Genomic DNA, 13,271 nt, shown 5'->3' with positions numbered 1-13,271 from the left:
GACGTTCTGGCGATGTATCCGTCCAGTCTACGGAGACATCCGACGGTGATTCACACGCCGCGGTGCGCCCCTTGGCGCGCCGAGCGCGCCTTGTAGGCGGCGGTACGCGCGGCCTTGGCGGTCGCCTTGTCGGGGTGGTGCGCGCCCAACGCCTCCAGGACGTCGGCCGCCCCCGGATGCTCGGTGCGCCACAGGTCGTCGACCATGTCCTTCATCTCCGCCTCAGGCGGCGCGTCGATGAGGGCCGCCTCGACCGCCTCCGACGGTTCGGCGGTCTCCAGCATCCCGGCGACGGTGTCGACGAACACCCACAGGTACTCCTCGCGGGCCAGCTCCCGCCCGGCCGGGTCGCCGACGGCGTTCAGCCAGAGCGCGGCGTAGGGCGACACCAGCGGATGCTCCTGCGCGGCGCGGACCACGCCCGCGGCCTCCGGCCCGATCCGGTGCAGGACGGCCGCGGCGAGGTTGCGGGCGCCCGGTCCGCCTGTGCGCATGACGTCCAGCAGGTCGGCGGCGGCGTCCTTCGGGTCGTGGGCGGCCAGCCAGCCGTCGATCTCCTCGTCGGCGGCGTCGGGCCGGTACCAGGTGAGCCCGGCGATCAGCTCGGACGCGCGGGCACCGGCCAGCTCGCCGATGACGGGGGCGGTGAACCCGTCCGCCAGCAGCAGCTCCCGGACGGCCCACACGCCGAGCGGCGTCAGCGCCCGCCCCTCGCCGGACGGCTCGACGATCCCCCAGTCCCGCAGGGTCGCCAGCTCCAGGTGGACCGCGTCCCGGACGAGGGCGCCCATGGCCTCGGCGTCGGAGAGGTCGTACGCCTCCTCGACATGGCCGAGCAGCGCCCCGGCCAGGATCTCCGGCTCCGTCGGCCCCTCCTGCTCGTACAGGTGGATGAGGACGCCGGTCATCTCGTTCTGGACGAGTTCCACCGCGTCCAGGCCGTCCGCGTAGTCGTGGCCGGGCACCACCATCGACTCGAACAGCGGCAGCCAGGCGGCGAGGAACTCCTCGTCGTCCTCGGACCTGAGGCGGGCGAGGGCCGGGCCTGGGGCGGCGCGGCCGTTCTCGGCCGTGATGACGTCGGCCTCGACGGCGGCCCACCACAGGCGCTCCAGCTCGCCCTCGTCCTCCATCTGCCCGTGGCGGCGCGGGACCTCCAGCCCCAAGGCCGCCTCGGCGGCCTCGATGTCCTCGTCGGTGAGCGTGTCGTGCTCGGTGAGGGCGCGCTCGCCCGTCCAGTCGGCCAGGGCCAGGACCGCCCCGGTCAGGCGGGAGGCGCGCGCGGCGGCGGCCACCGCGTCCCGGGGCGCCTGCCGCACCGGCGGGACGACCAGCTCGCCCGCCAGCCGCAGGTACTCCTCGGTGCGGGCGTAGCGCTCGGACTCCGGCAGCTCCTCGAACGCGCGCACCCACGCGTCGACGGCCTCCTGGTCGTCCAGCGAGACCCCGTCGGCCTGCATCAGCCCGCCGATCACCTCGGCGGCGGCCTGCCGCTCCTCGCTGTCGACGGCGGCCACGACCTCGGCGAACTCGGGCCCCGTCCGGTCGATCTCCGCGGCCAGCGCGGCGGCGTCCGGCGCGGCGACCGCGCCGGTGTCGCCCAGATGGCCGACGATCTTGCGGAAGGCGTCCAGGACGGTGGGGACGTCGTCGCTCCCGGCGACCACGTTCTCGGGGAAGACCTCCAGCAGCAGCGCGCGGACCCCCTCCGGGGTCAGCTCGCCGGGCCCCGCGAGGCCCATCTCCTCGCGCGCCAGGCCGAGCAGGATGCGGACCCCCTGCTCGTCTAGCGCCTCGCCGCGTTCGTCCGCCCACCGCCGCAGGTCGCCGGCGGTGCTCTCCACCCAGTTGTCGCCCACCCGAGAACCCTATTGGTCAGATCAGCTCCAGGGGGTCGATCTGCACGCGTACGGTCTCCGTGGCTTTACGTGCACTGCGCACACCCTGGGCTTCCTTCAGCGCGCGCGCCAGGGCGTGTCCTGCGGGACGGGACACGCGTATCAGCGCGCGCTCCTTCTCCTGGACGCCTGTTCCCGCCTGCGCCGCGGGGACGGGCACCGGCACCGGCCCGAGCACCTCCGCCCCCTCCGGCAGCCTGGCATCGCCCAGAAGCTCCCGGATCGCGGCCGGGGAGCCGGTGAGCGACGCCATCCGCGCGGCGGGCGGGAACCCCGCCTCCCTCCGCTCGGCCAGCTCGCGCTCCGCGTACGTCGCCGGATCCCAGCGGACGAGCGCCTGCACGGCCGGCAGCGACCCTTCGGCTGCCACGATGACCGGCCCCTGCGGGCGGACCAGCGACGCCGCGTTCATCCAGCGGCGCAGCGCCTCCTCGCCGGCGCGCAGGTCGGGGCGGCCCAGCAGGACCCAGCCGTCCAGCAGCAGCGCGGCCCGGTAGCCCTCGTCCGCAGGCGGTTCCGCCCCCGGCGTGGACACCACCAGAGCACGCTCTGGGCCGACCCGTTCGAGTATCGCGTCGCGCCCGGACGTGCGTACGGGGACGCCGGGGAACGCCCTGCCGAGTTCCTCCGCCGTGCGTTTCGCGCCCACCACGACGGCCCGCACCTGGAAGAAGCCGCATTCGAGGCAGTGCCAGTCGCCCGCGATGCGCCCGCACCACCGGCAGTAGGGAGCGGCATGGGACGACGCCAGCGCCAGCGGCCCCTGGCACGCCTGGCACCGGGCCGGCTCCCGGCACCGTCCGCACGCGATGCCGGGGACGTAGCCGCGCCTCGGCACCTGCACGAGGACGGGCCCGTCCTCAAGGGCGCTCCGGGCGGCCTCGAACGCGACGTTCGGCAGGCGCGCCGTGCGGGCGGCGGCGTCGCGCGCGAGTTGCGCGTCCTCCCCCACGTAGCGGACGCGGGGCATCGCCGCCCGGACGCCATCACGGCTGGCGGCAAGTGCGTGCGCCCACCCGGTCTCCACCAGCTGGGTGGCGTCGGTGGTCCGGGTGAACCCGCCGATGAGCGCGCCCGCGTTCGCCCTGTGCGCACGCAGCGCGAGGACGTCGCGGGGGTGCGGGTAGGGAGCGTGGGGTTCGGCGTGGACGTCGTCACCGTCGTCCCACAGCACGACGAGGCCGAGGTCGGCGACGGGCGCGAACATGGCCGCGCGAGTGCCGACGACCGCCCGCGCCCTGCCGCGCAGGACGGCGAGCCACCTGCGGTACCGCTCGGCGGGGCCGAGTTCAGCCGTCAGGGCGACGTGCAGGCCCTCCCCCAACTCGGCCTTGAGGGCGGTGTCCACGCGCGCCACGTCGCGCCCATCGGCCACCACGACGATCACACCGCGCCCACTGCTCAATGTGGCCGCGACGGCGCGCGCTATTGCGGCTGCCCAACCGGGCCCTGGCAGGGCGGTCCAGACGGCACGCGGCGCCCTGCCGTCGGCGAGCGCGCCCAAGAACGACGGGCCGGCCGGATAGTCCCCCCACACGCCGGGGTCGTCGGAGCCGGCCTCCACCTCGGAGCTGGCCTCCGCTTCGGAGCCGGCCTCCTCCGGCTCGGGCACGGCCTCGGCCTCCACCCGGGCGTGCCGGGGCGGGACCGCCAGCCGCAGGACGTCCGCGAACGTGCCCGCGTACCGGTCGGCCACCTCACGGGCCAGCGCGGCGATCTCCGGCGTCAGGACGGCCTCGGACGAGGTCACCCGCTCCAGGTACAGCAGCGTGCCGTCGTGGCCGCTCTCGGCGGCGCGCTCCAGCAGGAACCCGTCGACGAGCTGACCGGCGAACCTGACCCGCACCCGGCACCCCGGCACCGCCCGGGCGTCCAGCTCGGCGGGCACGAGGTAGTCGAACGGCCGGTCGAGGTGCGGCAGCGACATGTCGACCGCGATCCGCGCCACGGGCAGCTCGCCGGCCGGGCTCCGCGCCCCCTTCCGCCCGCCTGACCTGCCCGTCTTCTTCGGCTTGCCGGGCTTGTCGGGCTTGCCGGCAGGAGCCCGGGGAAGGTCGTCCAGCCCCGGGATCAGGTCCGTCCCCCCGCCGTCCTTCGTCACGCTCCCCGTCCTACCAGATCGACCCGACAGCCGGACGGGCACGCTAGGGTTGACCCGTTTGAACGGGCGCGCGCCCGCCGGCCCATTGCCCGCCGCCCCCTCCGCGCCCCCGCCGTCCGACGAGCCCGTGCAGGCGAAGTGACCACAGCGCATACTCGAGAGCGGGCGGACGCCCCGGTCCCGCCTGGATCGCCGCGCCGTCCCGCACTTTCCCGGCCCGACTGGAAGAAGTGGAAGAGGCGGGCACGCCACCCGGTGGTGGCGGCCACGGCCGCCGCCGCGGTCCTCCACCTGGTCTGGGCGCTCGCCCTGGCGACCGAGGGGGGCGACCTCGCGGCCCAGGCCGCGTGGACCGACTTCGCCTGGAAGCACCCCGGCGCCGCCTACAGCTTCGCCTGGTACGGCGGGATGCACCCGGTGTCCTACAGCGTCCTGTCGCCGTACCTGATGGCGCTGTTCGGCATCCGCACGGTCGCGGTGGTGACGGGCACGCTGTCGGCGACCCTGACCGCGTATCTGCTCAAGAAGTTCCGCGCCCCGGTGGCACTGCCCGCGTCGCTGTGGGCCGCGTTCGCGCTGTCGTGCAACACCGCCTCTGGGCGCGTCACCTTCAGCCTGGGGCTGCTGTTCGCGCTCATGGCGACGATCGTGGCGTTCACCCCGCGCGGCACGCCCGCCCTGCGCGCCGGCGGCATGGTGGGTCTCGGCGTCCTGGCCTCCCTCGCGAGCCCCGTCGCCGGGCTGTTCCTGCTGGTGCTGGCCGCCGCGCTGTTCCTGACCGGGCGCCGCCGCGCGGGCGTCTGCCTCGCCGTCGGCCTCCCCGTCGTGGTGGGGACGACGAGCCTGCTGTTCCCCTTCAGCGGCGTCCAGCCGATCTCGCTCACCGCCATCGTGCTGCCCGCCATCACCAGCGTCATCGCGATCCTGCTCTGCGCCCCGAAGAGCTGGACGTTCGTGCGCGTCGGCGCCGGCGTCTACCTCGCCGGGATCCTGCTGACCTGGCTGATCCCCTCCCCCGTCGGCAGCAACGTCGAGCGCCTGGCGCTGCTGTTCGGCGGCATGTTCCTGCTGTCGGCGGTGGCGCGCGCGCACGGCCGGGTCCGCATCGCGGTGCTGTCACTGGCGTTCATCGTCACCGCGTCCTGGCAGGTCGTGAAGCCCGTCGACGACCTGATCCACACCGAGCCCGCGGCGGCCGCCGCCGCGCACGCGCGCGGCCTCGTCGCCGAACTCGACGCCCTCGGCGCAGGCAAGGCCCGCATCGAGGTCGTGCCGCTGCGCTCCCACTGGGAGTCGGCCGGCCTCAGCCGCCACTTCGTGCTGGCGCGCGGCTGGAACCGCCAGGTCGACGCCGAGCGCCACAAGCTGTTCTACGAGGACGGCGCGCTGACGGCCGACTCCTACCGAGACTGGCTGCACGAGTGGTCCGTGCAGTACGTAGTCCTGCCCGAGCAGGAGGTCGACTGGTCCGCGCAGGAAGAGGCCGCCCTGGTGGAGAAGGGCCAGCCGTACCTGACGGAGGTCTGGCGGGACGAGCACTGGCGCCTGTTCCGCGTCGCCGCCCCGACACCGCTGGTCGACCGCCCCGCGTCCGTCCACGAACTCACCGCGGGCGAACTCGTCGTCGACATGCCGTCCAAGGGGTCCGTGCTCATGCGGGTCTCCTGGTCGCCCTGGCTGAGCGCCACGGGCGGGGACGCCTGCCTGGCCCGCGAGGGCGACTTCGTGCGGCTGACGGCCCGGGAGCCCGGCCGCTACACCATCGCGGCCCGCTACGGCCTGCACCGCGGCAACCACTGCCCCTCCTGACCGAGCACGCGAAGAGGGCCCCGGGGACGCCCCGGGGCCCTCTTCGCGTGCCGGATCAGAGACCCGCGGCGGAGGCCAGGTCCTTGGCGCGGTCGGTCGACTCCCAGGAGAAGTCGGGCTCCGACCGGCCGAAGTGGCCGTAGGCGGCGGTCTGCGAGTAGATCGGGCGGAGCAGGTCCAGGTCGCGGACGATCGCGGCCGGACGCAGGTCGAACACCTCGTCGACGGCCTTCTCGATCTTCTCGGGGGCGACCTTCTCGGTGCCGAACGTCTCCACGAACACCCCGACCGGGTGCGCCTTGCCGATCGCGTACGCGACCTGCACCTCGGCGCGGTCGGCGAGCTGCGCGGCGACGATGTTCTTGGCGACCCAGCGCATCGCGTACGCGGCGGACCGGTCGACCTTGGACGGGTCCTTGCCGGAGAACGCGCCGCCGCCGTGCCGGGCCATGCCGCCGTAGGTGTCGACGATGATCTTGCGGCCGGTGAGGCCGGCGTCGCCCATCGGGCCGCCGATCTCGAAGCGGCCGGTCGGGTTGACCAGCAGCCGGTACCCGTCGGTGTCGAGGTCGAACTGGGCGAGCACCGGGTCGACCACGTGCTCCTTCACGTCCGGGGCGAGCAGCTCCTTCAGGTCGATGTCGGGAGCGTGCTGGCTGGACACCACGACGGTGTCGAGGCGGACGCCGCGGTCGCCGTCGTACTCGATGGTCACCTGGGTCTTGCCGTCCGGGCGCAGGTAGGGGACGTCGCCGCTCTTGCGGACCGCCGACAGCCGCTGCGCGAGCCGGTGCGCCAGCGTGATCGGCAGCGGCATCAGCTCGGGCGTCTCGCTGGTGGCGTAGCCGAACATCAGGCCCTGGTCGCCGGCGCCCTGCCGGTCCAGGTCGTCGACGCCCTCGCCCTCGCGGGTCTCGTAGGCGTCGTCGACGCCCTGCGCGATGTCGGGCGACTGCGCGCCGATGGACACCGACACGCCGCAGGAGTGCCCGTCGAAGCCCTTCTTGGACGAGTCGTAGCCGATCTCGAGGATCTTCTCCCGGATCACGCCGGGGATGTCCACATAGGTCTCGGTGGTGACCTCACCGGCCACGTGCACCTGGCCGGTCGTGATCAACGTCTCGACGGCGACCCGGCTCTTCGGGTCGTCCTTGAGCATCGAGTCGAGGATCGCGTCGCTGATCTGGTCCGCGATCTTGTCCGGGTGTCCTTCGGTCACTGACTCGGAGGTGAACAGGCGGCGAGACACGTACGTGAACTCCTTGCAGCGGCTGCTGACTGACGTCGCAGGACGGATATGTCATCGAGTTCGGCGGGGACGTCCCCCGCGCGTTGTCCAAGTGGGCGGTGTCCAAGTGGTAGGCCCGCAGTCTAGCCGGATCACCCTCGGGCGCCGGTAGTGACTCGGTCGAGCCGGGCGGCCTCCGATCAATCCGCGGGCAACGGGTCCAGGCGGGCGGCGACGAGGTCCCAGACGACCTCGGCGAGGGCGTCCTTCGCACCGCGCGGCACCTCGGTGTGCGAGCCGTCCGCGCCGAGGATCACCGCCTCGTTGTCGGGGCGCCCGAAGGTCAGGTTCTCGCCGACCTGGTTGACGACGAGCAGGTCGCTGCCCTTGCGGGCGAGCTTGGCGCGGCCGTTGGCGAGGACGTCGTCGGTCTCGGCGGCGAAGCCCACGATCACCTGCCCGGGGCGGCGCTCGCGCCCGAGCTCGGCCAGGATGTCGGGGTTCTTGACGAGCCGGATCGGCTCCGGCTCCGCGCCCTCCGCCTTCTTGATCTTCGAGCCCCGGTAGCCGGCCGGCCGGAAGTCGGCGACGGCGGCGGCCATCACGACCGCGTCCGCGTCGGCGGCGGCCGCGATGACGGCCTTGTGCATCTCCTCCGCCGTTCCGACGGCGACGACCTCGGCGCCCGCGGGGTCGGGCAGGGCGACGTTCGCCGCGACGAGCGTCACGCGGGCGCCGCGCGCCACGGCGGTGCGGGCGAGCGCGTAGCCCTGCAGACCGGAGGAGCGGTTCCCGATGAAGCGGACGGGGTCGATCGGCTCCCGGGTGCCGCCCGCGGAGACCACGATGCGCCGCCCGGCCAGGTCGCGGCCGCCGGCGCCGCGGGCCAGCACGTGCCGCGCGACCTCGAACAGCTCGGCCGGGTCGGGCAGCCGGCCGGGGCCGGTGTCCTTGCCGGTGAGCCGCCCGGACGCGGGCTCCACCACGATCGCGCCCCGGGACCGCAGCGTCGCCACGTTGGCGCGGGTCGCGGGGTGCTCCCACATCTCGGTGTGCATCGCGGGCGCGAACACGACCGGGCAGCGGGCGGTGAGCAGGGTGTTGGTGAGCAGGTCGTCGGCCAGGCCCTGCGCGGCCCGCGCGAGCAGGTCGGCGGTGGCGGGCGCGACGAACACCAGGTCGGCGCCCTGGCCGAGCCGGACGTGCGGCACCTCGGCGACGCCGTCCCAGACCTGCGGGGACACCGGGTTGCCCGACAGGGCGGCCCAGGTGGGCTCGCCGACGAACCGCAGGGCGTCGGCGGTCGGGACCACGGTGACGTCGTGGCCGGACTCGGTGAGCCGCCGCAGCAGCTCGCACACCTTGTACGCGGCGATGCCCGCGCTCACGCCGAGGACGACGCGCGGCTTTCGGGAGGTCATGCAGTCACGATCCCATCGCGCGCCCGGAGCGCCTGCGGCGGGGGTCAGGTGCCCCCCGGCGGGCCCTGCGGGCGGCGGCGGAGGCGGCCGCGCCGCGACGCCGACGGGCGGCATCGGCGGCCACGGGTCCGCTAGCCCTCGATGGGCTCGGCGTTCAGGAGGCCCTCGCGCGTCTCGCGGAGCGCGATCGACAGCGGCTTCTCCTGCACCTGGGTCTCGACGAGCGGGCCGACGTACTCCAGCAGGCCCTCGCCCAGCTGGGCGTAGTAGGCGTTGATCTGCCGGGCGCGCTTGGCCGCGATGCTCACGAGGCCGTACTTGGTGTCGACGACCTCCAGGAGCTCGTCGATCGACGGGTTGGTGATGCCCTCGTTGCTGGCTGCCACTCGGTGGCCTTCCACTGGTAGGTCGCTTACCGAACAGCCATCAAGGTTAGCAGCTCATCGCACACGTCCTGGACGGACGTGTTGACGAGCGTCACATCGAACTCCTTCTCGGCGGCGAGCTCCACGCGGGCCGCGTCGAGGCGGCGCTCGATGACGTCCGGCGGCTCGGTGCCGCGGCCGGTGAGCCGGCGGACCAGCTCCTCCCAGCTCGGCGGCGCGAGGAAGACCAGCCGCGCCTGCGCCATGGACCGGCGGACCTGCCGGGCGCCCTGCAGGTCGATCTCCAGGAGCACCGGTTCGCCGCGTGCGAGGCGCTCCTCGACGGGCCGGCGCGGGGTGCCGTAGCGGTTCCCCGCGAACTCGGCCCATTCGAGGAGCTCCCCCTCGGCGACGAGCCGGTCGAAACCGGCGTCGTCGACGAAGAAGTACTGCACACCATCGGTCTCACCCGGGCGGGGGGCCCGGGTGGTCACCGAGACCGACAGCCACACCTGCGGGTGCGAGCGCCGGATCTCGGCGACGACCGTGCTCTTGCCGACGCCCGACGGCCCGGAGAGGACCGTCAGCCGCCGCGCGAGCGGGCCATGCGTGCTGGAGCCTTCCGGCGCAGGAATGGGTGCGCCGGAGCCGGACGGGATGGAGCCGGCGCCGGGTCGCCCCGGGCCGGCCGCGGCGGCCTGACCGCCGCGCCCGCCCGTGAGTCGCGCGTCAGCGGTTCGCACTTCCGCCGAACTCACGCTCCAGGGAGGCACGCTGGTTGGCGCCGAGGCCCCGCACACGGCGGGACTCGGCGATGCCCAGGCGCTCCATGATCTGCTTCGCACGGACCTTGCCCACACCGGGCAGTGATTCCAGGAGGGCCGACACCTTCATCTTTCCGATGACGTCGTCGGACTGACCCTCTTTGAGAACCTCGGCGAGCGAGGTTCCCCCGTGCTTGAGCCGGTTCTTAACCTCGGCCCGCTCCTTGCGAGCCTTGGCAGCCTTCTCCAGGGCTGCGGCGCGCTGTTCGGGGGTTAGGGGCGGAAGAGCCACGCCGGGTCACCTCAGGTTTCCACTCGACGGAGTCGGACGGGTTGGGAAACTAGCGAGTTCACCGCCCATAAGGCAACGTGAAGTGCCGTTTAGCCCACCACAAATTCACGAAAATCACTCCCCGGAGTGTCCTGAATACAGAGTGTACCCAATCTGGAGGGGTCCGCGGCCCATCCCCGCGCCTTGCTGGGACTTTCGCATGATCGTGAAAATCCCCCCAATCTGACCCCAAATGCGGCACTCGGTACCCTTATGTCGCAGCGGTTCGGGCCCCCTCGGGGCCGTCCCGCCGCGCTCCGCCGGCCCGCCCGGCGGGCGTCCGCGACCGCCCTCCGCCGCCCCCTGTGAGGTCTCCCACAACCGATCCCGACCGAGTGACTCTCGTCACGCCGGGACGTTCCGCACGTCGCGGCGGCACCGTTACTGTCATCCTCGACAACACCCGACCCCGCCAAGATCGTCTCCCGCTCGGAGGGCCGCGCCACCCCACTCAGCTCCCCGCCCGCCGCCAGGGCGCCCACATGGACGCGGAACGACCGGACGACCCGCCGGGGGCTTCCCGCCCGGTGAATCGCCACTCCGCGTGAACGAGTTCCTCGTTCGGCACGTACTCGCAATGCGAACACTCCGTCCCCGCCATTCGCATGCGACTAAAACCACAATGTGCGATCCCACCCGGCTGAGAACGCCTCGAAACTTTCGCGGAATGCAGTTCTGCTCATGCGTCCGCGGTCACCGCAATCGGCGCGGCACGCCGTATCGGCGGACGTCAGCGGACGTCGGCGGAGGTGCGCCGCAGCGCGGCCGCGATGGCCGCCGCGGCGGCACCGGGGTCGGGGGCGCCGGTGATGGGGCGGCCGATGACCAGCAGGTCGGCGCCCGCGGCCAGGGCCTCCTCCGGGGTCGCCACGCGGGCCTGGTCCTGGGTGGCGGCGCCGGCCGGGCGGACACCGGGAGTGATCAGCGTGATGCCGGGGCCGACCTCGGCGCGTACCGCCGCGGCCTCCTGCGGGGAGCAGACCAGGGCCTGCGCGCCCGCCTCGACCGCGAGCGCGGCGAGCCGGCGGACGGCGTCCGGCGCGGGCCCGGACAGGCCCAGCGCGGCGAGGTCGGCGTCGCCCAGCGACGTCAGGACCGTCACCGCGGCGATCGACGTGCTGGGGGCGGCCTCGACCGCCGCGCGGATCATCGCGGGCCCGCCGGCGGCGTGCACGGTCAGGTAGGCCGGCTTGAGCCGCGCCACGGCGCGGGCGGCGCCGCGGACCGTCGCGGGGATGTCGTGGAGCTTGAGGTCGAGGAAGACCTGCACGCGGCTCGCGCCGCGGACGCTGGCGATGACGTCCGGCCCGTACCGCAGGTAGAGCTCCAGGCCCACCTTGACGGTGGAGACGTGCGGCGTGACCAGGGTGGCCCAGCGCGCGGCCGTCTCCAGATCGGGCGCGTCCAGCGCGACGGCGATGGGGGCGGTCACAGTTTCTCCTTCTCGGGCTCTTGCGGGCGCACCTGGGGCGGCACGTACCCGGCGGGCTTGTGCGCGAGCCCGACGGCGTCGGCGAGGCGGCCGATGCGGCGGGCCGCGAGCGCCTCCTCCAGCTCGCGCAGGACGCGGGGGCCGGCCAGGGGGTCGTGGAACACGGCGGTGCCGACGGCCACGGCGGAGGCGCCGGCGAGGATGAACTCCAGGGCGTCCAGGCCGGTGGCGATGCCGCCGACGCCGATGATGGGGGTGCTGGGCAGCGCGGCGTGCACCTGGTAGACGCAGCGGACCGCGATGGGCCGGACCGCGGGCCCGGACAGGCCGCCCGACACGCCGGTGAGGGCGGGCCGGAGCGTCCCGGTGTCGATCGCCATGGCGTCCATGGTGTTGATCAGGGTGAGGCCGTCGGCGCCCGCGTCCGCGCAGGCGAGCGCGATCGTGACGATGTCGGTGACGTCCGGGGCGAGCTTGGCGAAGACCGGGACGCCGGGCCGGGCGTGGTCGCGGACGGCCCGGACGACGGACGCCGCGGCGGCCGGGTGCCAGCCGAACACGCGCCCGCGGTCCTCGGCGTTGCGGCAGGCGACGTTGACCTCGATCGCGGCGACGCCGGGGACGCCCCGCAGGCGGCGGGCCATCTCGCCGTACTCCTCGACGCTGTTGCCCGCCACGGAGACGATCGTGCGGGCGTCCTGCTCGATGAGCCACGGGAGGTCGCGTTCGAGGAACGTCTCCACGCCGGGGCCTGGGAGGCCCATGGCGGTGAGGAGGCCGCTGGGCGTCTCGGTCACGCGCGGCGTGGGACGTCCCGCGCGCGCTTGCGGCATGACGGACGTGGTGACGAACGCGCCAAGGCGGGAGATGTCGAAGAACTGGGCGAGCTCCCGCCCCGTCCCGCCGCACCCGGCGGCCGTCATGACGGGGTTGGGCAGCTCCAGGGGCCCGAGTGCGGTCCTGACCCTGTCGCTCATTGCGAGCCCCCCTCGGTGACGTTCAGGACGCGCGGCGCGCCGAGCGCGTCGAACGGGATGGTGCCGAGGTCGCCCCACCGGACCCGGTCGCCGCGCAGGACGGGCCCGTCGGCGCAGGCGCGGACCATGCGGGTCACGCCGTCGTCGCCGTGGACGGGGAGCATGCACGTCATGCACACGCCGATGCCGCACGCGCCCGTCTGCTGCAGGAACTCCTCGACCGAGACCTGGGAGGGGAGGCCGAAGTCGCCGGCGACCTGGGTGACCGAGCGCAGCAGGCTCGTCGGGCCGCAGCCGTAGACGACGTCCGCGCCGGTCTCCTCGATGACGCGGGGCAGCACGTCGCGGACGGTGCCCTTCTCCCCCATCGAGCCGTCCTCGGTGGCGACGGTGGAGCTGTCGCCGATCCGCTGCGCCATCCGGGAGCCGAACACCTGCCGGGCGGACGGCCCGCCGAGCACGAAGTGCACCTGGCAGCCGCGCCGCAGCAGGGTGTCGGCGAGCGCGAACACGGCCGCGCCGCCCGGCCCGCCGGCGACCAGCAGGCAGGTCACGGGGTCGCGGGGCAGCCGGAACGGGCGGCCGAGCGGGCCGACGAGGTCGATCTGGTCGCGGGAGCGGCGGCCGGCGAGCCAGCCGGTGCCGGGCTCGGTGTCGGCGAACACCAGCTCGACGGTGCCGCCGTAGTCGGACTTGACCTCGTGGACGCCGAAGCAGCGGCGGACCAGGCGGGACGTGTGCTCGCCGCCGACGGCGAGCGCCACGAACTGGCCGGGCCGGAACCGCTCGGCGATGGCCGGGGCCACCAGCGTCATCGCGTGGTAGTCCTGCACCTGGCGGACCGTCAGCACCGTCGCCGACGTCTGCACCGGCGTGTCGGACACCCGTCTCCCTCTTCTCGTCGTGCGCCGGGCGGGCCGGGCGGAGGCTGCCGCCGCCCGGCCC

At 74.1% G+C, this 13,271-nt stretch carries 11 protein-coding genes; 1 reads left to right on the top strand and 10 read right to left on the bottom strand.

Annotated elements, in window-relative coordinates:
* Positions 1 to 50: 50 nt before the first annotated feature.
* Positions 51 to 1,859, bottom strand: a complete 1,809-nt coding sequence (locus tag AB0K34_RS30210) for a hypothetical protein (protein WP_364552324.1) — start codon at positions 1,857 to 1,859, stop codon at positions 51 to 53.
* Positions 1,860 to 1,875: 16 nt separating this feature from the next.
* Positions 1,876 to 3,999, bottom strand: a complete 2,124-nt coding sequence (locus AB0K34_RS30205) for a primosomal protein N' (RefSeq protein WP_364552323.1) — start codon at positions 3,997 to 3,999, stop codon at positions 1,876 to 1,878.
* A gap of 258 nt (positions 4,000 to 4,257) precedes the next feature.
* On the opposite strand from AB0K34_RS30205, the gene AB0K34_RS30200 reads away from it, so the two are divergent.
* Complete coding sequence (locus tag AB0K34_RS30200) at positions 4,258 to 5,808, top strand: MFS transporter (RefSeq protein WP_364552321.1); 1,551 nt, start codon at positions 4,258 to 4,260, stop codon at positions 5,806 to 5,808.
* Positions 5,809 to 5,863: 55 nt separating this feature from the next.
* Here AB0K34_RS30200 and metK read toward each other — a convergent pair whose 3' ends face one another.
* The 8 genes from metK to AB0K34_RS30160 form a co-directional block, all read right to left on the bottom strand.
* Complete coding sequence (gene metK / locus AB0K34_RS30195; RefSeq protein ID WP_138637539.1) at positions 5,864 to 7,057, bottom strand: methionine adenosyltransferase; 1,194 nt, start codon at positions 7,055 to 7,057, stop codon at positions 5,864 to 5,866.
* Between the two features lie 179 nt (positions 7,058 to 7,236).
* The gene (coaBC, locus tag AB0K34_RS30190) at positions 7,237 to 8,457 is read right to left on the bottom strand and encodes a bifunctional phosphopantothenoylcysteine decarboxylase/phosphopantothenate--cysteine ligase CoaBC (protein ID WP_301176949.1); all 1,221 of its coding nucleotides are present in this window, start codon (positions 8,455 to 8,457) and stop codon (positions 7,237 to 7,239) included.
* A 131-nt stretch (positions 8,458 to 8,588) separates the two neighbouring features.
* Positions 8,589 to 8,843 carry a DNA-directed RNA polymerase subunit omega gene (rpoZ, locus tag AB0K34_RS30185; RefSeq protein WP_021597645.1) on the bottom strand — a complete coding sequence of 85 codons (255 nt, stop codon included), beginning with the start codon at positions 8,841 to 8,843 and terminating at the stop codon, positions 8,589 to 8,591.
* Positions 8,844 to 8,869: 26 nt separating this feature from the next.
* Complete coding sequence (gmk, locus tag AB0K34_RS30180; RefSeq protein ID WP_138637552.1) at positions 8,870 to 9,457, bottom strand: guanylate kinase; 588 nt, start codon at positions 9,455 to 9,457, stop codon at positions 8,870 to 8,872.
* A gap of 94 nt (positions 9,458 to 9,551) precedes the next feature.
* The gene (mihF, locus tag AB0K34_RS30175) at positions 9,552 to 9,878 is read right to left on the bottom strand and encodes an integration host factor, actinobacterial type (RefSeq protein WP_026405770.1); all 327 of its coding nucleotides are present in this window, start codon (positions 9,876 to 9,878) and stop codon (positions 9,552 to 9,554) included.
* A gap of 769 nt (positions 9,879 to 10,647) precedes the next feature.
* Entirely contained in the window at positions 10,648 to 11,349 is a 702-nt protein-coding gene (gene pyrF, locus AB0K34_RS30170) for an orotidine-5'-phosphate decarboxylase (RefSeq protein ID WP_301176950.1), read from the bottom strand.
* Complete coding sequence (locus AB0K34_RS30165; RefSeq protein WP_138637542.1) at positions 11,346 to 12,326, bottom strand: dihydroorotate dehydrogenase; 981 nt, start codon at positions 12,324 to 12,326, stop codon at positions 11,346 to 11,348. The genes pyrF and AB0K34_RS30165 overlap by 4 nt, the downstream gene beginning before the upstream one ends.
* Positions 12,323 to 13,210 (bottom strand): dihydroorotate dehydrogenase electron transfer subunit, encoded by an 888-nt coding sequence (locus AB0K34_RS30160; RefSeq protein ID WP_138637543.1) that lies wholly within the window; start codon positions 13,208 to 13,210, stop codon positions 12,323 to 12,325. Before AB0K34_RS30160 ends, AB0K34_RS30165 begins: the two co-directional genes overlap by 4 nt.
* Positions 13,211 to 13,271 lie beyond the last annotated feature (61 nt).

The sequence above is a fragment of the Actinomadura sp. NPDC049382 genome, assembly GCF_040677125.1.
Lineage (GTDB): Bacteria > Actinomycetota > Actinomycetes > Streptosporangiales > Streptosporangiaceae > Spirillospora > Spirillospora geliboluensis.
This window is presented reverse-complemented; position numbering and strand designations above follow the sequence as displayed.